The sequence below is a fragment of the Xanthobacter flavus genome (assembly GCF_017875275.1).
Taxonomy (GTDB): Bacteria; Pseudomonadota; Alphaproteobacteria; order Rhizobiales; family Xanthobacteraceae; genus Xanthobacter; species Xanthobacter flavus_A.
Genome location: NZ_JAGGML010000001.1, coordinates 1,261,409 through 1,284,578 on the forward strand (window position 1 = coordinate 1,261,409; position 23,170 = coordinate 1,284,578).

At 68.2% G+C, this 23,170-nt stretch carries 22 protein-coding genes and 1 riboswitch; of the genes, 9 read left to right on the forward strand and 13 right to left on the reverse strand.

Going from position 1 to position 23,170, the window contains the following annotated elements; genetic code table 11:
- Window positions 1-121 precede the first annotated feature (121 nt).
- Both J2126_RS06200 and J2126_RS06205 read left to right on the forward strand, forming a co-directional pair.
- Window positions 122-529 (forward strand): thioredoxin family protein, encoded by a 408-nt coding sequence (locus J2126_RS06200; RefSeq protein ID WP_209484903.1) that lies wholly within the window; start codon window positions 122-124, stop codon window positions 527-529.
- Between the two features lie 7 nt (window positions 530-536).
- The gene (locus J2126_RS06205; protein ID WP_209484905.1) at window positions 537-1,274 is read left to right on the forward strand and encodes a cytochrome c biogenesis CcdA family protein; all 738 of its coding nucleotides are present in this window, start codon (window positions 537-539) and stop codon (window positions 1,272-1,274) included.
- A gap of 162 nt (window positions 1,275-1,436) precedes the next feature.
- On the opposite strand, the gene J2126_RS06210 is transcribed toward J2126_RS06205, so the two are convergent.
- The gene (locus tag J2126_RS06210) at window positions 1,437-1,922 is read right to left on the reverse strand and encodes an MgtC/SapB family protein (protein WP_209484907.1); all 486 of its coding nucleotides are present in this window, start codon (window positions 1,920-1,922) and stop codon (window positions 1,437-1,439) included.
- A gap of 211 nt (window positions 1,923-2,133) precedes the next feature.
- On the opposite strand from J2126_RS06210, the gene J2126_RS06215 reads away from it, so the two are divergent.
- Together J2126_RS06215 and J2126_RS06220 are read left to right on the forward strand one after the other, a co-directional pair.
- Window positions 2,134-2,949 (forward strand): WYL domain-containing protein, encoded by an 816-nt coding sequence (locus tag J2126_RS06215; RefSeq protein ID WP_209484909.1) that lies wholly within the window; start codon window positions 2,134-2,136, stop codon window positions 2,947-2,949.
- 77 nt (window positions 2,950-3,026) lie between these two features.
- Complete coding sequence (locus tag J2126_RS06220) at window positions 3,027-3,581, forward strand: hypothetical protein (RefSeq protein WP_209484911.1); 555 nt, start codon at window positions 3,027-3,029, stop codon at window positions 3,579-3,581.
- Between the two features lie 18 nt (window positions 3,582-3,599).
- Here the strand turns inward: J2126_RS06220 and zapE are convergent, their stop codons facing one another.
- The gene (gene zapE, locus J2126_RS06225; RefSeq protein WP_209484913.1) at window positions 3,600-4,787 is read right to left on the reverse strand and encodes a cell division protein ZapE; all 1,188 of its coding nucleotides are present in this window, start codon (window positions 4,785-4,787) and stop codon (window positions 3,600-3,602) included.
- Between the two features lie 261 nt (window positions 4,788-5,048).
- On the opposite strand from zapE, the gene J2126_RS06230 reads away from it, so the two are divergent.
- Window positions 5,049-7,289: an FUSC family protein gene (locus J2126_RS06230; RefSeq protein WP_209484915.1), complete on the forward strand. Its 2,241-nt coding sequence runs from the start codon at window positions 5,049-5,051 to the stop codon at window positions 7,287-7,289.
- A gap of 99 nt (window positions 7,290-7,388) precedes the next feature.
- Window positions 7,389-7,775, forward strand: coding sequence for a hypothetical protein (locus J2126_RS06235; protein ID WP_209484917.1), 387 nt, complete (start codon window positions 7,389-7,391; stop codon window positions 7,773-7,775).
- Between the two features lie 85 nt (window positions 7,776-7,860).
- Here the strand turns inward: J2126_RS06235 and J2126_RS06240 are convergent, their stop codons facing one another.
- Window positions 7,861-8,988 (reverse strand): 2'-deoxycytidine 5'-triphosphate deaminase, encoded by a 1,128-nt coding sequence (locus J2126_RS06240; protein WP_209484919.1) that lies wholly within the window; start codon window positions 8,986-8,988, stop codon window positions 7,861-7,863.
- Window positions 8,989-9,057: 69 nt separating this feature from the next.
- Window positions 9,058-9,138, forward strand: a riboswitch (SAM riboswitch).
- 83 nt (window positions 9,139-9,221) lie between these two features.
- Between J2126_RS06240 and J2126_RS06245 the strand changes: the two genes are divergently transcribed.
- The 3 genes from J2126_RS06245 (at window position 9,222) to J2126_RS06255 (ending at window position 12,591) form a co-directional block, all read left to right on the forward strand.
- Window positions 9,222-10,442 carry an O-succinylhomoserine sulfhydrylase gene (locus tag J2126_RS06245; protein WP_209484920.1) on the forward strand — a complete coding sequence of 407 codons (1,221 nt, stop codon included), beginning with the start codon at window positions 9,222-9,224 and terminating at the stop codon, window positions 10,440-10,442.
- A 125-nt stretch (window positions 10,443-10,567) separates the two neighbouring features.
- Window positions 10,568-10,960: a Co2+/Mg2+ efflux protein ApaG gene (gene apaG / locus J2126_RS06250; protein ID WP_209484922.1), complete on the forward strand. Its 393-nt coding sequence runs from the start codon at window positions 10,568-10,570 to the stop codon at window positions 10,958-10,960.
- Window positions 10,961-11,082: 122 nt separating this feature from the next.
- Window positions 11,083-12,591 (forward strand): TrkH family potassium uptake protein, encoded by a 1,509-nt coding sequence (locus tag J2126_RS06255; protein ID WP_209484925.1) that lies wholly within the window; start codon window positions 11,083-11,085, stop codon window positions 12,589-12,591.
- A gap of 14 nt (window positions 12,592-12,605) precedes the next feature.
- Here the strand turns inward: J2126_RS06255 and J2126_RS06260 are convergent, their stop codons facing one another.
- The 10 genes from J2126_RS06260 to ccoN form a co-directional block, all read right to left on the reverse strand.
- Window positions 12,606-13,361 carry an SDR family oxidoreductase gene (locus J2126_RS06260; RefSeq protein WP_209484927.1) on the reverse strand — a complete coding sequence of 252 codons (756 nt, stop codon included), beginning with the start codon at window positions 13,359-13,361 and terminating at the stop codon, window positions 12,606-12,608.
- Between the two features lie 47 nt (window positions 13,362-13,408).
- On the reverse strand, window positions 13,409-14,533 hold the full coding sequence (locus tag J2126_RS06265) for a hypothetical protein (RefSeq protein WP_348634245.1): 1,125 nt from the start codon (window positions 14,531-14,533) through the stop codon (window positions 13,409-13,411).
- The gene (gene ccoS / locus J2126_RS06270; RefSeq protein ID WP_209484928.1) at window positions 14,530-14,706 is read right to left on the reverse strand and encodes a cbb3-type cytochrome oxidase assembly protein CcoS; all 177 of its coding nucleotides are present in this window, start codon (window positions 14,704-14,706) and stop codon (window positions 14,530-14,532) included. The genes J2126_RS06265 and ccoS overlap by 4 nt, the downstream gene beginning before the upstream one ends.
- On the reverse strand, window positions 14,703-16,931 hold the full coding sequence (locus J2126_RS06275; RefSeq protein WP_209484931.1) for a heavy metal translocating P-type ATPase: 2,229 nt from the start codon (window positions 16,929-16,931) through the stop codon (window positions 14,703-14,705). The genes ccoS and J2126_RS06275 overlap by 4 nt, the downstream gene beginning before the upstream one ends.
- Before the next feature lie 330 nt (window positions 16,932-17,261).
- Entirely contained in the window at window positions 17,262-17,780 is a 519-nt protein-coding gene (locus J2126_RS06280) for a FixH family protein (protein WP_209484933.1), read from the reverse strand.
- Between the two features lie 25 nt (window positions 17,781-17,805).
- Window positions 17,806-19,269 (reverse strand): cytochrome c oxidase accessory protein CcoG, encoded by a 1,464-nt coding sequence (ccoG, locus tag J2126_RS06285; protein ID WP_209484935.1) that lies wholly within the window; start codon window positions 19,267-19,269, stop codon window positions 17,806-17,808.
- Between the two features lie 269 nt (window positions 19,270-19,538).
- Window positions 19,539-20,420: a cytochrome-c oxidase, cbb3-type subunit III gene (gene ccoP, locus J2126_RS06290; protein WP_209484936.1), complete on the reverse strand. Its 882-nt coding sequence runs from the start codon at window positions 20,418-20,420 to the stop codon at window positions 19,539-19,541.
- Between the two features lie 4 nt (window positions 20,421-20,424).
- Window positions 20,425-20,586 (reverse strand): cbb3-type cytochrome c oxidase subunit 3, encoded by a 162-nt coding sequence (locus J2126_RS06295; RefSeq protein ID WP_209484938.1) that lies wholly within the window; start codon window positions 20,584-20,586, stop codon window positions 20,425-20,427.
- Window positions 20,587-20,590: 4 nt separating this feature from the next.
- Window positions 20,591-21,340 carry a cytochrome-c oxidase, cbb3-type subunit II gene (ccoO, locus tag J2126_RS06300; RefSeq protein ID WP_209484940.1) on the reverse strand — a complete coding sequence of 250 codons (750 nt, stop codon included), beginning with the start codon at window positions 21,338-21,340 and terminating at the stop codon, window positions 20,591-20,593.
- Window positions 21,341-21,350: 10 nt separating this feature from the next.
- Window positions 21,351-23,015 (reverse strand): cytochrome-c oxidase, cbb3-type subunit I, encoded by a 1,665-nt coding sequence (gene ccoN / locus J2126_RS06305; RefSeq protein WP_209484942.1) that lies wholly within the window; start codon window positions 23,013-23,015, stop codon window positions 21,351-21,353.
- Window positions 23,016-23,170: the final 155 nt, after the last annotated feature.

The window sequence follows — 23,170 nt, forward strand, 5'->3', positions numbered from 1 at the left end:
GACCTGTGAACGCCGATCAACTGGCCGTGATCGTGCCGTTCACCTGTAACCGCCGCAGGCCGCCCTCCGAATAGCCCCATGTCGGCCAAGCGCAGCCGATCCAGGGAAGAAGGACGCCATCATGTTCACCCGCCGTTTCACGCTCGCCCTCGCAGTCGCCCTTCCGCTCGCCGGGCTGGCCTTCGCCGGCGCGTCGGCTCTCGCCGCGACCGACCATGTCGCCTACACCCCCGCAGCCTTCGCCGACGCGCAGAAGGCGGGCAAGCCCATCCTGGTGGAAATCCACGCCAGCTGGTGCTCGGTGTGCGCGGCCCAGGCACCCATCCTCGGCGAGCTGCTGGCGACCCCCAAGTTCAAGGACATGGTGGTGTTCCGCGTGGACTTCGACAGCCAGAAGGATGCGGTGAAGGCGTTCGGCGCCAGATCCCAGAGCACCCTCATCGTCTACAAGGGCAAGACCGAGGAAGGCCGTTCCGTGGGCGACACCGCGAAGCCGTCCATCGAAGCTTTGCTGGCCAAGGGCGTCTGAGGCGGCCATGGTTCTCGGTAGCTTGGCCCTCGGCAGCCTCGGCCTCGCCTTCCTCGCGGGCGTGCTCTCCATCCTGTCGCCCTGCGTGGTGCCGCTGCTGCCTCTGGTGCTCGGCGCGGCAGCGGCCGAGCACCGCCTCGCCCCGCTGGCGCTGGCGGTGGGGGTGACGCTCTCCTTCACTGTCATCGGTCTGTTCGTCGCCACCGTCGGCTACGCCATCGGGCTGGAGGGCGACGCGTTCCGCATGGTGGGCGCGGTGCTGATGATCGGCATCGGCGCGGTGCTCGCCGTGCCGCCGCTGCAGACGCGGCTCGCCACCGCCGGCGGGCCGGTGAGCGACTTCGCCAGCCGGCATTTTTCCGGCTTCGCGACGGAGGGCGTGGGCGGCCAGTTCGCCGTCGGGCTGCTGCTCGGCGCGGTGTGGAGCCCGTGCGTCGGCCCCACCCTCGGCGCCGCCTCGGTGCTCGCCGCGCAGGGCCGCAACCTGGGCGAGGTGGCCGCGGTGATGGCCCTGTTCGGCCTCGGCGCCGGACTGCCGCTGGCGCTTGCCGGAACCCTCTCGCGCCCCACGCTGATGCGCTGGCGAGCGCGCATGATTTCCGGCGGCAAGGGGGCGAAGGCCCTCATGGGTCTGGTGCTGGTGGTGGTCGGCCTCCTCATCGCCACCGGCGCCGACAAGCGGATCGAAGCGGCTCTGGTCCAGGTCTCTCCGGCCTGGCTGACAACGCTGACAACGCGGTTCTGACCTCCCGCGGGGCGTTTCCGCTTCGATCCAGAGACGGGCCGAGCCGGCGCCGTCTCCCTCCGGCTGCAAGTAGACCTGCGCGCAGCCAGTTCTGCGTGTCCCGCAGGCTGCGGCCGGCGCCCGGTGGCGCACGCCGATCCCACGTGCGCCGCCGGGCCTTTCCTACGGCTGGTCCCTGGCAGCATGGCGCTCCAGCTTCTTCTCCAGGGGGTGGAGCACCACCAGCAGGAACAGGGCGAGCACGACCCCGAGCGCGATCAGCTCCCAGGATGCCAGCGCGCATGCGATGCCCACGGCGGCGGTCACCCAGACCAAGGCGGCAGTCGTCAGCCCCCGGATACGCCCGGCGCTGCGATCGCGCAGCACGACACCGGCCCCGAGAAAACCGATGCCGGTGAGCACGCCCTGGATGACACCCTGGATCACGCGGCTGGTCGCGTCCGGATCGCTCGCCATCCCGTCCACCTGCAGACCCGCGAGGGCCACCAGAGCCGCCCCAAGCGCCACGAGGCCCAGCGTGCGCATGCCGGTCGGCTTGTCGCTCAGATCGCGGTTCAGCCCGAGCGCCATGCCGGCGGCCATGGCTGTCACCAGGCGCAGGACGGCATCGATCGCGCTGGCATCGATGAACAGGGGACCGATCTGCATGGCGGGGCTCGCCTCCTGCCCGCAGCAAGCACCACAGCGCCTGTCTTGTTCCGGCCAAGGCAAGCGGAGCGGAGGCAGCGCCCGCCGCTACCCCCGGCAGTCGGGAAAACAGCTTGATCGGTGAACAGCCCTCTAACTATAAGAAAGAGAATGCGTATCCGGCCTGACTGCGTCGCATCAGTCCCGCGCGTGCTCAAACGCGAGCGCCTCCATGAACGCCATCACCTCGCTGAAGTCCTTCATCCTTGACCGGGTCGAGATGATCGGCGCCCCCTTCTATGCCGACGCCCACCGCCTCTCGGTGCCCGAGGACGATCCCCACGATACCCTCGCTGCCGCAGCGGCAGAGGACCATGACCCGGCCGACGGGCAGTCCTTCGCCATCGATTACGTGGACCACGCCGGCAATATCAGCCACCGCCGCATCTCAGTCTGGGCCGTGCAGCGCAATGTGGAAGGCGTGCCTATCCTCATCGCCAAGTGCCACGAGCGGCAGGCGGCCCGGGCCTTCCGGGTGGACCGCATTACCGCCGTCACCGACCTCGACGGCGCGAAGCGCGAGCCGCTGTCACGCTTCTTCTACGAGACCTTCGGCTTCATCTGGCCGAAGGACGCCGAGGTGGTCGCCCCCGAGGAGCCAGAGGACCAGCGCTGGGACCGTATCCGCATGGTCATCCGCAAGGCCGGCATCACGCTCCTGGCCGCGCTGGCGCGGGCCGACCGCGAGATCGGCGCCGCCGAGGTGGAGGAGATGGTGTTCTTCTGCGAGCGTGCCTGCGCCGCCGAGGATATCGACCTCACCGGCGCCGAGCGCGAGCGCCTCGCCGCCTGGGTTGCCCGCCTGCGGCCGACGCCGGAGTCCGTGGAAAGCTCGCTCGACACCCTGTTCGAGAGCGGCACCGAGGCCATCGCGACCCTGCTCAAGGCCGGCATGCGCGTCATCAGCGCCGACGGCTCCCTGAAGGAAGCCGAGGCCGAGATGCTCGACGCCTTCTGCTATGCGCTGACAGGCCGGCACGTGAGATAAGGTTAACCGAAAGCACAGGCGCGGCGGCACCATATGGCCGCGCCCGCGTTGTCCTCCCAAACCATCCGGAGGACATGATGCCGTCTGCCGACCCGATCCGCTTCGTCCGGCCCGCCCTTGCGGGCATGTTCCTCGCGAGCGCGCTCCTGAGCGGTGCCGCGCTGGCCCAGCAGGCCGCACCGGCGGACCCCGTCCCGCCGCGCCCCGCGCCCAGCCCGGCCGCACCCGCCGCGCCGGCCACCGCGCCGGTGGTCTCGCCGAAGGTCGCGCCCCCGCTTGCCGCCCCCAAGCCGGAAGATGCGCTGAAGGCGCGGGCGGAACAGACCGTCACCGAGGAGGCACTCAAGGACGCCGAAGCCCAGGCGCCCGGGGATGCCGAGCGCGCCGCCGCCTGCAAGGCCCATGCGATGGCACGGCTCAAGGCGAACTCGCCCTCCGTCGACGACATCTTCATCGACATGGACGGCCTCACCATCGCCAAGGCCGACCTGGCCGTGGGGCAGGAGAAGATCACCGCCGTGCTGATGGGCGAGGCCTATATCAAGCGCGATCGCTCGGACAAGGCCCACCGCTTCCTCTGCCTCGTCGGAGAGAAGGACAAGGTGGTGATGACCTTCTTCACCGAAAGGTAGGCGTCCCGGCGACAGGCGTCACGTTTCGACGAGGCCCGTCGTGTTGCCCGTGGCGGCCGAATCCGAGCGGCCGTGGGGCTTGGCCAGATATTCGCTCGATCGCATCTCGTGCAGGCGCGAGATGGTGCGGGCGAACTCGAACGCCTCCGCGCCGTCGGTGCCGAGATAGAGCTGCTCCGGCTCGGCGGCGGCCGAGGCGATGAGTTTGACGTTGGCGTCGTAGAGCGTGTCGATCAGCGAGATGAAGCGCTTCGCCTCGTTGCGCTGGTCCGGCCCCAGAATGGGGATGTGCTCCAGCACGATGGTGTGGAAGAGGCGGGCGAGGCTGAGATAATCCGGGTTCGGCCCGAGCGCCGCCTCGCAGAGATCGGCGAACGAGAAGCGCGCCGCGCCCTGCCCCATGGCGGGAATGACGAGCTTGCGGCCCTTCAGCAACATCTCGCCCGGCCTGCCTCTGCTGGCTCCGGCGAGCCGCCGCCACGCGGCCTCCACCGCCGCATCGGCGGCGGGCCCGAGCGGCGTGTGCCAAGTGCTCACGCCCTCCAGCTTCTCCATGCGGTAGTCGGTGCGCGAATCGAGGGACATGACCCGCATGCGTTGCTCGATCTCGCCGATGAAGGGCAGGAACAACGCCCGGTTGAGGCCGCCAGCATAGAGATCCTGCGGCGCAACGTTGGAGGTGGCGACCACCACCACGCCGTCGGCAAACAGCTTCTCGAACAGCCGGCCGAGGATCATGGCGTCGGCGATGTCGGTCACGTGGAATTCGTCGAAGCACAGCACCTTGGCCTCGTCGGCCAGGGCCTGCGCCACCGGCGCGATGGGATCGGCGCTCTTGCGTTCGCCCTTTTTCTGCGCCTGCCGCTCGCGGAAGATGCGCTCGTGCACGTCGCCCATGAATTCGTGAAAGTGCGCCCGGCGCTTGCCCTTGGCCGGCAGCGCGTCGAAGAACAGGTCCATGAGCATGGTCTTGCCGCGGCCGACCTTGCCGTAGACGTACATGCCCTTGGGCTGCACCGGGGCGCGACGCTGGAACAGCCAGCCGAGCGCGGAGGATTTTTGCGCCAGCGCCCGCTGCCGCAATTCCAGCTCCAGCCGGGCAAACTCTCCCACAACTTCCGCCTGGGCCGGATCCTCCGAAATGTCGCCCGCGGCGAGCCTTGCCGCATAGAGCTCCTGGACCCGCGCCGTCGTCTCGCCCGCCATGAACGTGTTCCCGTTCACCCGCCGTCGCCGGCGCCTTCATCTGCCGCGCCGCGTGTCGGCGCTTGTGCACTGCCGCATCCGCTTAGAGCAGATTGGCCCAAAGTTGAAGCGCAAGCCGGCGAACCAGTGACTTGGGGAGGCCATTGCCCCGTGGAGCGAAGCAGTAGAGGTTGGGGCACAGACCCGCGCGTGTGACCGCGCTAAGGCCAAAATCCGCGTTCATCCACCGTCCCGCCCGACAGGAACAGCCGAGCCCGCACGATGGAGTCCCCCGCCCCGCAGTCAGCAAGCCTCGTCCACACGCGCGAGCCGTTCGCCCGCAGCGTGAAGCGCTGGCTGGCCGACCATGATCCCGGCGGCATCGACACCACGCGGGCGCTGGCGCTGGGCATCTCCTTCGTCATCGTCATCGTCTCCGGCTATGCCACGTCGGTGGGATTCCGGCTGGGCATGGATACCACCTTCCCGATGATGGCCGGCTGCGCCGCGCTGGTGATGATCTCCTTCACCCCCGGCGCCAGCGTCGCCGCCGAAGGGCGCAACATGCTGCGCCTGTTCGCCCTTTCCGTGTCGTTCCTTGCGCTCCTCACCGCCATCGGCCCGGGCAACGGGCCGGCCAACGACATGGTGCAGAAGCTGCTGCTGGTTCCCCTGTCCTTCATCGCGCTGGCGCTCAGGCGCACCGGCATGGACGGCCAGCGCCTCGGCCTCGCTCTGATCGTGGTGGCGACGGTGGGCACCATCATCCGCCCGACACGCATGGAGGCAGCCCTGCTGCTGCTCGCCTTCTGCCAGGGGGCGCTGGTGGCGGCGGCGGTGCGCCTGTCGCCGTGGCGGCCGTCAGCGGTGAACGCCTTCGTCGATACCACCCTCGACATGCAGGGCGCGGTCGCCGCCTATCTCCGCGAGCTGTCGGCGGCGGTGCGCGACAATCATCCCTTCCCTCCGGATGCCTCCGAGGTGCTGGAAAACCTGCGCGGGCGGGTGTGGAACGCGCTCGCCAACGCCATTGCGGAGGACCCCGGCGCCCAGCCCGATTTCGAGCAGTTGCGTGTGCGCTTCTATCGCCTGCGCGTGGCGGTGCAGCTTCTCGCCGGCTGCGTGCCAAAGAACACGCCGGATTCCGTACCCTGGCGCCACCCCTTCGCCGCCGCCGCCGACCACATCGCGCGCCGGCTGGAGGCGGTGGATGTCTCCGATATCCACGCCGAGGAGCGATTCGAGCGGGCAGTGGCGCAATTGCGCCATGTCGCCTTCTCGCCCGAACTGCCTGGCGAGGCGCGCTTCGCGCTGCTGCGGGCGCTGACCGCCTTCGACCGCCTGTCCATGGTCGTCACCGGCATCGCGGCGGCCGAGATGGCGCCCTTCCCGCCGCCCCATCCGGATGCGGAAGACGATACCCTGCCCCCGCGGCAACGGGCGACCCCGCTCTTCGTGAAAGGGCCGGACGGCCGGCAGATCCTCTCCGCGCCCTATCGCGTCGCCTGCCAGGGCGCGGTGGCGACGGCCATCACCACCGCCTTCGATCTCCTGGTCCACCTCGATCACGCCTATTGGGCGACGATGACGGTCATGTTCGTTATCGGCAACAGCGTGGGCGAAACCTACATGCGGGTGCGCTACCGCACGGTGGGCACCCTCATCGGCGTGGCACTAGGTTTCGCCGTGTTCCTCGCGCTGGAGGGGCAGATCTGGCTCATGGCGGCGTTCTGCATGCTGGCGCAGATGATCGCTGTCATCACGCAGAAGGACCGCTATGACATCGCCTCCGCCGCGGTCGGCCTGTCGGTTGTGCTGGGTCTGCACATCATCTCCGGGCTCGGGCCGGAGGGCATGATCGCCCGCGTCTACGAGACGGCCATCGGCGCGGCGGTGGCGCTGGCGGTGTCCTTCATCGTGCTGCCGGTCTACCTCACCGATCAGGTGCGGCCGGAGGTGCGGGCGCTGCTCAGGCGCTGCCGCTCGGCCTTCGCCTCCTGGTGGCCGCATCCCGGAGAGGCCACCAGCGTCGCCGCCCTGGTGCAGGACGTGCGCGGCCTCGGCCTGCGCCTGCCCCATCTCGGTGCCGAGCAGGTGTTCGGCCATTCCGCCGGAGACGTGGCGAACATCGTCTCCACCCTCGACGTACTCATCACCTATCTCGCCCTCATGGAAGACGTGGCCCACCGCCTTGCCGCCGCCAATCCGTCCGAGGAGCTGGTGACGGTGGTGGAGGCCGCCCGCTCGCGCACGCTCACCGCCTTCGAGGTGGTGCTGGGGGAGGCCGGCTCCGGCAGCGCCGATGCGGCCAATCCGGCCGTCGCGGCCGCCGTTTCCACCGTGCTCGGCCTCGCCGACGATGCGAAGCTCAGGGAAACCCTCCCGCTAGTGGCGGACTATCTCGCCTATTCGGACGCGCTGCTGCGGCCGCTGCGTGAACTGAATGCCGCACTGCGTGACAAGCCCTGGCGCAAGGAAGACATGATCGCCGCCGGCGCCGCCCCGGCGACGCCCGCGCCTTAGATCCAGCCTTGATCGCAGTGGACGTGGCTGTAGAAAAGAAATCGAGGTGACGGCCGAGCAGAATTGGATCGTGACGACCATCACCCATGCGGGGGGACGATGAAGAGGGCTGGCTTTTTCAATTTGGTCGCCGTGATGGCGCTTACGACCGCGGGAACGCATCTGGCCAACGCCCAGACGCCCATCGATCTCGGCACAATCTGGAACGAGCAGGAAGCCGGATGGCAGGGCGTGTGGACGCGCGTCGGCCGGTCGAACACATTTCAGGCCGTCTGGACCAAAGACAATCGCGTTGTCCGCGCCACTCTTCAGATGGTGGTCAGTGGAAATGTCGTTTCGATCACGCGGGATGACACGTCCGGGCCTGGTGTCGGCAAGGCCGGCTGCGAATATACCGGAACCGTAAAGGGCAACACGGTCGCTGGCGATTACAATTGCGCCTGGTCGAAAGCTGCTGGAAAGTGGAAGGCGACCATTTCGCGCTGACCAAGCGAGCCGTGTCTGGCGCCCGGTGCGGCTTTCTTGAACGATGGCCCGAGCGGTTTGATTTCAATCCGCTCGGATCGGGGCGCTACAGCGCCATCGGCTTGAAGTGCTTCGACAGCTTCAGCCCCTGCCCTTGGTAATGGGAGCGCATATCCGCGCCGTAAAGCGTGTGAGGACGTGCGGCCATGCGCTCGTAAACGAGGCGGCCCACGGTCTGCCCGTGCTCCAGGATGAACGGCACCTCGCGCGAGCGCACCTCCAGCACCGCCCGGGCGCCGCGCCCGCCGGCCGCCGGATTGCCGAAGCCGGGATCGAAGAAGCCGGCGTAATGCACCCGGAACTCGCCCACCAGCGGATCGAACGGCACCATCTCCGCCGCATAGTCCGGCGGCACATGCACCGCCTCGCGGGAGGCGAGGATGTAGAAGGCGTCCGGATCGAGCACGAGACTGGCCGGCCGGTCGGCGCGCACGTGGATGGGCTCCCAGAAGTCCGCCACGTCCAGCACGCCGGCCTGATCCACGTCGATCACGCCCGTATGCTTCTTGGCGCGGAAGCCCATGAGACCGCCCAAGGCGTCGCCGGCGAGATCCACGCCCAGCGCGATGCCGCCCGCCGCCACGTCCGGGCTCGCTGCATCCACGAGGCATTCGGCGGACTGGAGGTTCAGAAGCTCAAGGTCCGACAGGCGCGACACGCCGCGCCGGAACCGCACCTGCGACAGGCGCGAGCCGGTGCGCACCAGGATGGGGAAGGTGCGCGGGGAGATTTCCAGATAGAGCGGGCCGTTATAGCCAGCCGGGATGGTGTCGAAGGCACGGGCGCCGTCGGTGATGACGCGCACGAACACATCGAGCCGCCCGGTGGAGCTTTTCGGATTGGCAGCGGCGGCAAGGTCCGCCGGCAGCTTCAGCCGCTCGAACAGTTCCACGAGATAGACGCAGCCCGTCTCCAGCACCGCGCCTCTGGTGAGGTCGAAATCGTGCAAAGCGAGGTCGCTGAGCCGTTCCTTCACCGAGACGCCGGCGCCCGGAAGAAAGCTCGCGCGCACGCGCCACGCGGTGCGGCCGAGGCGCAGGTCCAGGCTCGCCGGCTGGATCTGGTCGTCGTCCAGCGCCTTGCGGCAGGCGATGGCGCCGGATGCCTTCAACAGACCGATCGCCTCGGCGGGCAGGATGCCGGGCTTCAGATGCTCCGTGGCACGCATCGTCATATCCGCTTTCCCGTCCTTTTTGTTCGATTTACCGGACGGAGCCCTTGACGCCAAGGGGGCCCCGCTCTTTAGTGCGGCGGTGGAGAATTTGAGCCGGCCGGCTTGCAGCCACGTTAAACAACCATGCTAAAAGGCCGGGGAGACGACAAGGCACATCGTCCGTGCTGCAGGTCCATCTGCGCATCTGGCGAACGCCCGGTCCGATCCCCTCGGCCTCCCCCTCGGAGACCGTCATGTCCGTGGCGCCAAAGCCCACCCCCCGGTTCGTCCCCCGCGATCCCCTTACACTCCACCCGGAAACACGGCTAGTCCATGGCGGGACGACGCGCTCGCCCTTCGGCGAAACCTCCGAGGCGCTCTTCCTGACGCAGGGCTTCGTCTATGACGATGCCGAAAGCTGCGAGGCCCGCTTCAAGGGCGAAGATCCCGGCTTCGTCTATTCGCGCTATTCCAACCCCACCACCGCCATGTTCGAGGAGCGCATGGCGCTGCTGGAAGGCGCGGAAGCGGCGCGTGCCACCGCATCCGGCATGGCGGCTGTGAATGCCGCGCTGCTGTGCCAGCTCTCGGCCGGCGACCATGTGCTCGCCGCCCGCGCCCTGTTCGGCTCGTGCCGCTGGATCCTGGAGGACTTCCTCCCCCGCTTCGGCGTCGAGACCACGCTGATCGACGGCGGCGACCTCGACGCCTGGAAGGCGGGCGTGAAGCCCAACACCAAGATCTTCTTCCTGGAGAGCCCCACCAACCCGACGCTGGACCTCATCGACATCGCCGCGGTGGCGGAGATCGCCCACGCGGCGGGGGCGAAGCTGGTGGTGGACAATGTGTTCGCCACCCCCCTCCTCCAGCATCCGTTCGAGTTGGGTGCCGACGTGGTGGTCTATTCCACGACCAAGCATGTGGATGGTCAGGGCCGCTGCCTCGGCGGGGTGATCCTCTCCTCGAAGCAGTTCGTCACCGACCACCTCCAGACCTACCTGCGCCAGACTGGCCCCTCCATCTCCCCCTTCAATGCCTGGATCATGCTGAAGGGGCTGGAGACGCTGGCCCTGCGCGTGGAGCGCATGCAGGCAAGCGCCGGCAAGGTCGCCGATGCCCTCGCCAGCCTTCCCGGCGTGGAGAAGGTGATCTATCCCGGCCGTGCCGATCATCCCCAGGCGGAGCTGGCGAAGCGGCAGATGAAGGGCGGCGGCACCCTCGTGACCTTCGTGGTGAAGGATGGCAAGGAGGGCGCCTTCCGCTTCGCCAACGCCCTGCGGCTCATCCGCATCTCCAACAATCTCGGCGATGCCAAGAGCCTCATCACCCACCCCGCCACCACCACCCACCAGCGATTCACGCCGGAGACGCGGGCGGAGATGGGCATTTCCGACGGTCTGCTACGCCTTTCGGTGGGTCTCGAGCATGCCGACGATCTCATCGCCGACCTGGCCGGTGCCGCCGAAGCCTTGTGATTGCTAAGGTTGCGGCGCGCACCTTGCCGCGCTGCACCACGCCCTGTTGCGTGCCGGCGACAACGCAGGTTCACTATGCGCCCGCGGGGGCATTTTCTCCCGCGGTGTGGGGAGGTCGAGCGGGTATGTACCGCGCCATCACTCGGAATATTCAGGTGACCGCGACGCCGCGTTATGTGGCGGAGCGGTCGGAGCCCGACCAGGGCCGTCATTTTTGGGCCTATACGATCGAAGTGGCCAATTTGGGCCAGGAGACGGTGCAGCTCAAGGCGCGCCACTGGATCATCACCGATGCCAACGGCCGCACCGAGGAGGTGCACGGCGCCGGCGTCGTCGGCGAGGAGCCGACCCTGCCGCCCGGCGGCCGGTTCGAGTACACAAGCGGCGTGCCGCTCACCACGACCACCGGCATCATCCGCGGACGCTACGAGATGGTCACCGACACGGGGGAGGCCTTCTCCATCGAGATCCCGGCCTTCTCGCTGGACGTGCCGGACGTGCGCCGCGTGCTCAACTGACCTCATCCATCCGCCCGGCGAAGGCCGGGCGGGACAATTTCAGCTTCAGCCTTTCCGCTTTAGCCATTTCATAGCCCCTGTCCTTTATTGACGTTGCAGCGAACCGGGCGAGAGGGGAGATCATGCACGCGGGCATTCCCACGGTGGAGGCCGAGGCCGTATCCGTCCTCAGCCTGCGCCCGGTCGCGGCCACGCTCGGCATCCTGCTCGCCATCCTCGGCGCCGCCATGCTGGCACCGGCCGTTGCCGATTTCGCCGCCCGCGCCAACAGCCGGGAGACTTTCGCGGGCGCCGCCTTCGTCGGCTCCGCCGCCGTCACCATCTTTGTCGGCGTACTCTTGTGGATGACCGGGCGCGGCCAGCTCACCCGCAAGCTCGACCTCCGCCAGGCCTTCGTTCTCACCACCTCGGTCTGGGTGGTGCTCTCGGTGTTCGCGGCCCTGCCGCTGATGTGGGGGCCGTCTCGCCTCTCCTTCACCAAGGCGGTGTTCGAGAGCATGTCCGGCCTCACCACCACCGGCGCCAGCGTCATGTCGGGACTCGATGCCATGTCGCCGGGCATCCTCCTGTGGCGGGCGCTGCTGCACTGGTTCGGCGGCATCGGCATCATCGCCATCGCCATCGCCGTGCTGCCGGTGCTGTCCATCGGCGGGATGCAGCTGTTCCGCACCGAATCCTCGGACAAGTCCGAGAAGTTCCTGCCGCGCGCCGGCAGCATCGCCAAGCGCCTGCTCCAGGCCTATGTGCTGCTCACCATCATCTGCGCCGGATGCTATCTGGCGGCCGGCCTGAAGCCGTTCGATGCGGTGACGCTCGCCATGTCCACCCTGTCGAGCGGCGGCTTCGCCAATTCGGATTCCTCAATCTCGGTATTCGCGAACCCGGCCGTGGACTATGTCGCCATCGTCTTCATGCTGGCCGCGGCCATGCCCTTCCCGCTCTACGTGCGGGCGCTGTCGGGGGATGCGAGCCGCCTGTTCACCAATCCCGAGGTGCGGGTCTTCCTCGCCATCGTCGCTCTGTTCACGCTTCTGTCCTTCGCCCAGCAGAGTCTCCAGGGCATCGCCAGCGGCGAGACCGCGCTGCGGGGCGCGCTGTTCACGGTCAGCTCGCTCATCTCCACCACCGGATTCATGTCAGTGGACTACACGAACTGGGGGCCGTTCTCGGATTCCCTCTTATTCGTGCTGATGTTCCTGGGCGGCTGCACCGGCTCCACCTCGGGCGGGCTCAAGGCGCTGCGCATCTCGATCACCGCCAAGGCCATCCGCCAGCACCTGAAGCGCATCTCCTTCCGCGCCGGCATCTTCCCCATCCGCTATGGCGGGGCGCCGGTGGCGGACGACGTGGTCGGCTCGGTGCTGTCCTTCGTCTTCCTCTATCTGCTCACCTTCTTCCTCATCGGCGTGGCGCTGAACCTGATGGGGCTCGATCTGCGCACCGCCTTCTCGGCGGCCATCGCCTGCCTCGCCAATGTGGGGCCGGGTCTCGGGCCGGTGGTGGGGCCGGCCTCCAATTTCGGCAGCCTGTCCGATCCCGCCCTGTGGCTGCTCACGGCGGCCATGATGCTGGGGCGGCTCGAAATCCTCACCGTTCTGGTGCTGTTCATGCCGCGCTTCTGGCTGCGCTGATCACGCCGCTCCCGTCAGAAGTGGGCCATATAGCCGCCGTCCACCGCCAGGATCTGGCCGGTGATGTAGGACGCCGCCGGGGAGGCGAGGAACACCGCCGCCCCCGCCACCTCTTCCGGATGCCCCCAGCGGCCGAGCGAGGTGCGGCGGGAGAGCCATTCCCGCAGCGTCTGGTCGCGCGACTGCGCCTCGTTGGCAGCGGTCAGCATGTAGCCGGGCGCGATGGCGTTCACCGTGATTCCGTGCGGGCCGAGATCGGCGGCGAGCGCGCGGGTCAGCGCCTCCAGCCCACCCTTCGCCGTTGTGTAGGCGGCATCCCCGGCGCGGGAAAGCGGACCGGCGATGGAGGTGATGTTGATGATGCGCCCGCCCGACTTGCGCGCCACCATGCCCCGCGCCACCTGCCGGGTGAGATGGGCGGGCGCGAGGAGGTCCACCTCCACCAGCCGGCGGAAATCGGCATCCTCCATGTCCAGGAAGGCGCGGCGGTCGCGGGCGCCGGCATTGTTGACCAGGATGTGGATGGGCGGCGCCTTGGCCATGGCCGCATCCACCGCTGCCGCGTCGAACACGTCGAGCAGGAAGGGCTCGGCCTTGCCGCCCTTGCGGATGATGGCGGTGACGGCCGCGCCGAGCCGGTCGGCATGACGCCCGTTCACCAGCACATGGGCGCCGGCCTGCGCCAGCGCCATCGCCATCTCGAAGCCGAGGCCCGAGGCCGAGCCGGTGACGAGGGCGGTCTGTCCGTCGAGGGCGAAGGGGTGGGTCACGGCGGGGCTCCGGGGTTGTTCTCCCCTGCCTACCGCTCCGGGTTGATTCAGGCCAGCAGATAGCCGGTGAGCGCGCCGCAGATGGCGAGGGCGAACAGGCCCCCGTCATGCAGCGCCAGCGCGAGGCGGCTCGGCTGGCCGGACTGGTAGATCCACGCGGTCGCCCCCACCGTCGCGACCGACCAGCCCGCGCCGACGCAGATCAGCGCCGCTGTGATGCTCTCCGGCGTCCCGAGCCGCTGGAGCGGCACGCCGATGGCAACGAGCACGACGCCCGTCAGCGCTATGGCCAGCGGCGGCAGGCGGTCCCCAGCGAGGGCCAGCGGCACGGCTGGCGCATACATGGCCGCCACGTGCAAGGCGATGAAGCCGAACACCGCCGCCCCGCCGATGCCGCAGCCTACCAGCGCCAATGGCGCTCCGGACATGACGGCGTTCATGCCGAACCAGGCGATACCGGCCACAACGGTCGGCCAGACGATGGCCGAGAGCGGCGCGGTCACCTTGGGGCGGAAGGTGGAATTGGGATCGTCCGCCAGCATCACCGCGACGCCGAGCGAGCAGGTGTGCGCCAGAGCCGCCAGCGCAGCGGCGCCGACGAGGAAGAAGGGCGCCGCGAGGCTTTCCGCGAAGCCCGCCAGCGTCGGCCCGGCCACGGCAGCGAGGAGGCCGCCGGCCAGCACGCCGGCGGTGGCGGCGGCTGGGCGCCCGCTCGCGGCCGCGGCCTCGTGCCGGTAGAAGAAGGAGAAACCCTGCGCCATGCCGAGCCAGAGGGCGCCGAGGCAGGCCCAGGCGAACTGGCGCTGGATCAGCGCCGCCACCAGCAGCGCGCCGCCGGCGATGCCGAGGGAGGCGCCGAGCGCAAAGCCCGTGCGCCGGCCGAAGGCATCGCGCAGGAAGGACGCCGGGAAGGAGGCGAGCGCCGCGCCCAGCAGCAGGGCCGCGAACGGCCACGTGACCAGTTCCGGCCGGGGCGCCAGTTGCGCGCCGGCCAGTGGCAAGGCGGCGGAGGCCACCGTCTGCGCCAGCACGGCGAAGGCGAAGCCCAAGGCGAGGCCGAAGGTGGAGACGGCGCGCGGGCCGTTGTCATTGGCCGGGGCGTCGAGCTGCGGGTCGCAGACGCAGACCAGCATCCCCGCCCGGGGCTCGGGAGCGGGCGCGGCGCGCCTCACGGCCGGCGCCTTTCGGTTTGCTTGCTATCCGGCAAATCGTCATCGGAGAGCATGCGGACGGCCGCGCCGTCGAGGTCGTCATACTGCCCGCTCTTCAGGCTCCACAGGAAGGCGAACAGGCCGCCAAGGCCGAGCAGCAGGGCGAGGGGCACGAGATAGACGAGGACGTTCACGCCGCCACCTCCGTGAGCGCGACGGTTTCGCCCGCCGCGCCGTCGTCCCCCACCGCCTCTTCCTTGCGCCCCGGACGGGCCGCGCGCAAGGCGTTCACGGTCACAAGGATGGAAGAGCCGGACATGGCGAGCGCCGCGACCAGCGGCGTCACGAAACCGGCGATGGCCAGCGGCACCGCGATGATGTTGTAGCCCACCGCAATGGCGAGGTTCTGGCGCATCAGCCGCGCCGCCGTGCGGGCGCCGTCCACCGCCGCGAGCACCGGCCACAGGCGGCGGCCGAGGAACACCGCATCGGCATGGGCCTGCGTGACCGCCGCGCCGCTTGCCGGCGAGAGGGAGACGGCTGCTGCCGCAAGGGCAGGCGCGTCGTTGAGGCCATCGCCGACCATGAGCACGCGGCGGCCCGCACCCTTGAGGGCGTCCAGCGCGGCGATCTTGTCGGCGGGCTTCAGGCCGGCCTCGGCCGCGACGATGCCGAGGGCCTCGGCCACCGGTACCACCGCCGCCGGCCGGTCGCCGGAGAGGATGCGCACATCGAGGCCGCGGGCCTTCAGCTCGGCGACCACCTCACGCGCATCCGGCCGCAGCGCCTGCGCGACGCCCATGACGAGCACCTTCTCGCCGTGGCGGAAGGCGATGAGGGAGGCGTCGGCGGGCAGGTCGGCGGGAGCCGTGGCCTCGCAGAAGGAGAGGCTGCCGAGGCGGGCGCGGCGGCCGTCGATGATCGCCTCGATGCCCTGCCCGCTCACCTCGGTGACGTGCTCCAGCGCCGGCCCCCTGGCCCGGGCGGCGATGACGCCGGCGAGCGGATGACGGCTCGACAAAGCCAGCCGGCCGGCGAGCGCCACCAGTTCCGGATCGGCGCCGCGCGGCAGAGCGAGGGCCGGCTCCGGCAGGGTCAGGGTGCCGGTCTTGTCGAAGACGACCGTATCCACCGCAGCGAGGCGCTCCAGCATGTCGCCGGCATTGATGAGGAGGCCCGCGCGGAACAGCCGGCCCGTCGCCGTCACCTGCACCGCCGGGACAGCCAGCGCCAGCGCGCAGGGGCAGGTGATGATGAGCACGGCGACCGCAATCATCACCGCATCGTGCAGCCCGGCGCCGGCCAGCAGCCAGCCGATGGCCGAGACGAGGGCGGTGAGGTGCACCATGGGCGCATAGAGCCGGGCGACGCGGTCGGCGAGGCGCACATAGGCGCCCTTTTCGGCCAGCGCGCCGTCGAGCAGGCGCTGTACGTCGTCAACCAGGGTGTTCTCGCCGCCGGCGGTGACGGTGAGGTGCAGCGCGCCCTCCCCGTTCAGGCTGCCGGCATAGACATGGTCTCCGGCCTTCAGCGCGCGCGGCAGCGTCTCTCCGGTGACGAGGCTTTCGTCCACCGCCGAACGGCCGGAAGCGACCACGCCGTCCGCCGCGACCCGCTCGCCGGGATGGACGAGGATGGTGTCGCCGGGCTGGAGCGCCTGCACCGGCACTCGGATGGGCACGCCGTCCGCTCCGATGCGATGGGCCATCTCGCCCCGGAGCGCCGCGATGTTGCCGGCCGTGGCGCGGGTGCGCCGGCGCGCCTCGTGGTCGAGGTAGCGGCCGGCGAGAAGGAAGAACAGCAGCATGATGGCGCTGTCGAAATAAGCGTGCGGCTGGCTCATGGCCGTTTCGAGCACGCTCATGCCCAGCGCCAGCGTGACGCCGATGGTGATGGGCACGTCCATGTTCAGCCGGCCGGAGCGGATGGCTCGCACCGCGCTCTGGAAGAAGGGCTGGCCGGCATAGGCCGCCGCGGGCAGCGCGATGAGCGCGGAGATCCAGTGGAAGAAGTCGCGCGTCTCGGGGGTGATGTCGGTGACGTTGCCCGACCACACCGAGACCGACAGCAGCATGATGTTCATGGCCGCGAAGCCGGCGACGCCGAGGCAGCGCAGCAGCCAGCGGGCGTGCCGCGCCTCGCTCTCCTCCGCCCGGCCGGCGAAGGGATGGGCGCGGTAGCCGAGCGCTTCCAGCTGCCCCACCACCCGGTCCGGCGCGGCGCCGTCCGACCAGGCGACGGTGAGGCGGTGGGTCGAGTAGTTGAGGCGGGCGCGCACCACGCCGGGCAGCGCCTTCACCCCGTTCTCGATCTCGCCGATGCAGGCGGCGCAGTCGATGCCGTCGATGGCGAGGCTCATCTGCGCCAGGCCGTCCTCGGACGTGCCGACGAAGATGGAATAATCGATCGCCTCGGACATCTTCAGGTCCCCGGGGGCTGCAGGGAGGGTGCGGGCTCAGAGCACGCGCCGATCTGATTGCATCGCAATCCGATCGGATAACGCGTTCTCCTTCTTCGAGTTAGAGGGCGATTCACCGATCAAGTTGTTTCAACTTGATCGGATCGCGCTCTAGCCCGCGGCACGGGTCAGCACCGTGCCATGAAATAAAGTGAGTACGACAGGCCGGCGGCGCGACGAACCGCCCAGCCTCTCGTACTCAAGGCACGGACGGCACTGGACGGTAGCCGCCCGGCAGTCTCGATGCCGCCTCGGGAGGCCCGGAGGAGGCCTGATGCCCGTTCAAGCGGCTTACGGAAGCTGCACACGATTCTTGGACCGGAAGACCCGCTCGCCGCCTTGCGCAAAATCAATCACCAGATCCCACTGCCCGGCCCCGGCCTGGGTGCGGGCCCGGTAGCGGCCTTCGCCCTGGGGTTCGAGATCGAGCACCACATCGCGGCGGGCGTCGGTGGGATGGGCGAGCTCGCCATCGGCGACGAGGTTGGTCAGCGGCTTTCCGGCCGCGTCGCGCACGACGACATCGATCTCGCGGGCGCCGCCGCCGGGAGAGGCGAACGCCACGTCCACCTTCCAGTGCAGGGCCGCCTGCCGCTCGGCCGCCTGATGCTCGGCGGTGAAGGCGAGTCCCGCCTTGTAGGAGCTATCCGTCTCCACCCCCGCGAAAGTGGTGACGGCGAAGCGCGCCATGACGACGTTGACGCCGATGACCACGCCGAAGAAGGCGAGGAGCATCAGGAGCACAGCGCGGCCGGTCAGCTCACGCGAGGGCTTCGGGGCATTGGCGGCCGGGGCAGAGGCTCGAGCCATGGACTTATCCTTCCGTGCGGCCCGCTCAGGGGCCGATGAAATGATCGGTGACGGAGGCCGACAGGCCGGAGGCCTTGTCGCGGATGCGGAACGTCACCGGCAGAGAGGCCGAGGGCGGCAGCTTGTCGCCGGTGGTGACGAGCACCCGCACCTCGCGCGTCTGGTCCGGGCCGATGGTCAGGCCGTCCGCATTGTCGCCGACCACCTCGAGGCTGGCATCGGGAACGCCCTCGACGGAGAGGATGAAGGTCCGCTCTTCCAGCTTCTTGTTGATGAGGCGGATGGTGTAGGCGTTGCGGATGGCGCCGCTGGAGAGCCGCACGAACAGCGGGTTGCGGTCATGGATGGCGGCAACGCCCTCCGTGGAGCGCCCGATCAGGGCGGTCAGCATGAGGCCCGAGACGAAGGCGATCAGCACGCCGTAGAGGATCGTGCGCGGGCGCAGGATGCGCTGCACGAAGGGCTTGCCCGCGGCACGCGCCTCGAGGTTCGCCTCGCTCTCATAGGTGATGAGGTTCCCGGGCCGGCCGATCTTGTGCATCACGGTGTTGCAGGCATCGATGCACAGGCCGCACTGGATGCAGGGAAGCTGCATGCCCTGCCGGATATCGACGCCCGTGGGACACACGGCGACGCACTGGCCGCAATCCACGCAATCGCCCGCGGGCAGGCCCTTCTCGCGGAGCGCCGCCGCCTTCTTCACCGAGCCGCGGGGCTCGCCGCGGTCGTAGAGATAGGTGACATTGAGGGCGTATTCGTCCGTCAGCGCCGCCTGGATGCGCGGCCACGGGCACATGTAGGTGCAGACCTGCTCGCGCATGTGGCCAGCGAGGGCATAGGTGGTGAAGGTCAAAACCGCGATGGACATGTAGGCCACGGCGGGTGCCTGGAAGGTGGCAAGCTCCACCACCAGGGTCGGCGCATCGGCGAAGTAGAGCACCCAGGCGCCGCCGGTCCACCACGCGATGAGCAGCCAGACGGAATGCTTCAGCGTCTTGTGGGCGACTTTCTCCATGGTCCATGGCCCGGCGTCGGCGATCATCCGCTCGCGGCGGTCGCCCTCAATCAGGCGCTCCACCGCCATGAACAGGTCAGTCCACACCGTCTGCGGACAGAGGTAGCCGCACCAGACGCGGCCGGCGACCGCGTTCATCAGGAACAGGACGAGTGCCGCGAGGATGAGAAGGCCGGCAACGTAATAGAATTCCTGCGGCCAGATCTCGAGGAAGAAGAAGTAGAAGCGGCGGGCCGGGAAATCGATGAGCACGGCCTGATTCGGCGCGTCCGGCCCGCGATCCCAGCGCACGAAGGGCAGGAGGTAATAGATGCCGAGCGTGATGCCGAGCAGCACCCACTTGATGGTGCGGAAGCGGCCATGGACGCTCTGGGGATAGATCTGGCGCCGGGCCTCGTAGAGCGGGATGTCCTCATCGCCGCTCACGACCACGGGGGCCTTCTTGTCCTCGGACTTGGTGGACAGGGCAGTCATCATCTTCACCGCGATTTGCCGGTCATGACGGACCAGCCATACGTCGGGGCCTTGCCCCTCGGGTGCACATCCGGAGACCCCCGTCTCCGGCCTGCATCGCTACATTCATATCTTAGAATGTAGCTAGTATCCCCAAAGCAAAAGGTCGCGCCGACGTTTGGTCGCGCGACCTTTTGGCATTTCCCTGCGGCCTGATCCGGACGGTGCGCGTGTCCGTCCGGAAGGATGGCCGGTGGGCGTGTCCGGGGCGGATGTCCCGGACCTCCGGCTCAGCGTCCGCCGCCCAGCGAATGGACGTAGACGGCGAGCGCCTTGATCGTCGTCGGGTCGAGACGCGCATGCCAGGCCGGCATCACGTTGCCGCGTCCGTTGACGATACCGTACTCGATGGTGGCCTTGTCGGAGCCGAAGAGCCAGATGCCGTCGGTAAGGTTCGGGGCGCCCAGTTCCAGGTTGCCCTTGCCGTCCTCGCCATGGCAGGCGGCGCAGTTGGCGGCGAATACTTCCTTGCCCTTGTCGAAGTCCGCACCGGGCTTGGCGATACCGGAGAGGGTGCGCACATAGTCCGCCACCGCCGAGATTTCCGGCTTCTGCAGGATGCCGTCCTTGCCGAAGGCCGGCATGTTGCCCTGGCGGGTGTCGGGATCGGTGGAGCGGATGCCGTGCTCGATGGTGGTCTGGATCTGCTCCAGCGAACCGCCCCACAGCCAGTCGTCGTCATTGAGGTTGGGGAAGCCGGTGGCACCGCCGCCGCCTGCCCCGTGGCAGGGCGCGCAATTGTCGGCGAAGGCCACGCGACCCTGCGCCCGGGCGAGGGAGAGCAGCGCCGGCGTCTGCTCGATCTGTTCGAGCGACGCGTTGGTGAGCTTCGCCGCGCTCTCGGCGCGGATGGCATTGAGGTCGGCGATCTGCACGGCCACCGCCGAGCGCGAATGCCAGCCGAGGATGCCCGGCGTCGCCGAGGAGACCAGGGGCCAGGCCGGATACAGGATCCAGTAGCCGATGGCCCACACGATGCAGGCGTACCACACCCACAGCCACCAGCGCGGCAGCGGGTTGTTCAGTTCCGAGATGCCATCCCATTCATGGCCGGTGGTCGAGACGCCGGTTGCCTGGTCGACCTTGCCGTGGGTGTCGTGGGTCGTGCTCACGGGATCAATCCTCTTTGAGCGGAATATTGGCGGCGTCGTCGAAATCCTTCTTCCTCTTCTTGGAAGGCCAGAAGGCGTAGGCGACCACCAGCAGGAAGGCGACGACGAAGAGGATCAGGCCCCCCGTCTGGGCGAAGGCCGCGAGGCCGAGATAGGTGTCGTGCATCCCATCACCTCACATTCGCCTGGTTGTCGTAGAGCTTGAAATCGACCAGCGTGCCGAGCATCTGGAGGTAGGCGATGAGCGCGTCCGCCTCGGTCAGCTCCCCCGGATTGCCGTCGAAATCGCGGCCCTGCGCCTTGGGATAGCGCTTCAGGAGCCCGTCCGAGTCGGCGGCGTCGATGGTCGACTGGGTCTTCAGGTCGTCCTGCGCCTTGGCGATCATCTCGTCCGTGTAGGGAACGCCGAGGATCTGCTGAACCCGCATCTCCTCGCCGACGTGCTTGGCGTTGAGTCTGGTCTTCGCCAGCCAGGGGTAGCTCGGCATGATGGAGGCCGGGACCACGGAGCGCGGGTTGTTCAGATGCTCCAGCTGCCACAGGTCCGAATACTTGCCGCCGACGCGGGCAAGGTCCGGTCCGGTGCGCTTGGAACCCCACTGGAACGGGCGGTCGTACATGCTCTCGGCCGCCAGCGAGTAGTGGCCATAGCGCTCCACCTCGTCGCGCAGCGGGCGGATCATCTGCGAGTGGCAGTTGTAGCAGCCCTCGCGGACGTAGATGTTGCGCCCCGCCAGTTCCAGCGGCGAGTAGGGGCGCATGCCCTCCACCTTCTCGATGGTGCTCTTCAGGTAGAAGAGCGGGGCGATCTCCACGAGACCGCCGATGGCGATCATCACCAGGATGCCGAGCATCAGCCAGTAGGAGTGCTTCTCGAAGATCTGGTGCTTGGACCAGATGGAGGTGCCTTGGTTTGCCATGCTCGCCTCCTCACTCGGCCGCCTGCAGGGCGAGCTCGCGCTCGGCTGCGGTCTGGGGCGTGGTGATGGTCTTCCAGATGTTCCAGGCCATGATGAGAGCGCCCGTGAGGAAGAGGATGCCGCCCAGGGCACGGATCACGTACAGCGGATGCATCGCCTCGACCGTCTCGATGAACGAGTATTCGAGGAAGCCGAGCTGCGTGTAGGCGCGCCACATGAGGCCCTGCAGGATGCCCGCGACCCACATCGAGGAGATGTAGAGCACGATGCCGAGGGTCGAGACCCAGAAGTGCCAGTTGATGGCCTTGACCGAATACATTTCGCGCTTGTTCCAGAGCCAGGGCACCAGGCAGTAGATGGCGCCGAAGGAGATGTACGCGACCCAGCCGAGCGCGCCGGAATGCACGTGGCCGATGGTCCATTCGGTGTAGTGGCTGAGCGAGTTCACCGCCTTCACCGACATCATCGGGCCTTCGAAGGTGGACATGCCGTAGAAGGCCACGGCCACCACCATCATGCGGATGACGGGATCGGTGCGCAGCTTGTCCCAGGCGCCCGAGAGCGTCATGAGGCCGTTGATCATGCCACCCCAGGAGGGCATCCACAGGATCACCGAGAAGGTCATACCCAGCGTCTGCGCCCAGTCCGGCAGAGCCGTGTAGTGCAGGTGATGCGGGCCGGCCCAGATGTAGATGAAGATCAGCGCCCAGAAGTGCACGATGGACAGGCGGTAGGAATAGACCGGCCGCTCAGCGCGCTTGGGGATGAAGTAATACATCAGGGCGAGGAAGCCGGCGGTCAGGAAGAAGCCCACCGCGTTGTGGCCGTACCACCACTGGAACATGGCGTCCTGCACGCCGGACCACAGGATGTAGGACTTCGGCGAGAAGACCGACACCGGGATCGTCGCGTTGTTGCCGAGATGCAGGACCGCGATGGTGATGATGAAGGCGAAATAGAACCAGTTCGCCACATAGATGTGCGGCTCGGTCCGCTTCAGCACCGTCACCAGGAACACCAGCAGGTAGGTGACCCAGACCACCGTCAGGAACAGGTCCGAATACCACTCGGGCTCGGCGTATTCCTTGCCCTGGGTGATGCCGAGCAAATAGCCCGTACCGGCGATGACGATGAAGAAATTGTAGCCGAGGATCACGAACCAGGGCGCGAGGTCGCCGGCGAGGCGGGCGCGCGAGGTGCGCTGCACCACGTAGAAGGAGGTCGCGATCAGCACGTTGCCGCCGAAGGCGAAGATCACCGCCGAGGTGTGCAGCGGGCGCAGCCGGCCGAACGAAATCCAGGGCAGGTCCAAATTCACCATCGGGAAGGCCAGCTGCAACGCGGCGATCACCCCGACGAGGAAGCCGGCGATGCCCCAGACCACCGCGAAGATCGTGCCGACCTTCACCACGTCCATATTGTAATTGGGCTTGCCGTCGATGAATTGCGGCGTCGCACCGGCCGGACGCGCCATGTAGCGGTTGCCGATGGCGAACACCGAGGCGATGCTCGCCGCGGCGAAAAGATAGGCGTGGAAAGCATATTCGGAGGTGTAGGCCTTCGCCGCCACGACAATCGAGAACAGGGCGAAGAGGGAGAACACCCCGATGAGAGCGCCCTCACCCCACCTCATCGACTTCGCCGGGGGCTGGATTGGAGCTTGCAATGTTGTCATCTGTGGACCCTTCACGCCGGAGCGCAGAACGACACCCGGGGGACTAGGACGCAGATCAACGCCCTAGGACCGTTTTTCACCTTGACGCATGTCAAAGGCTATGCCCGGCGAAATACGGATGTGCGCTGTGGCGGGCCGTCGCAAGTTGCCAAGCC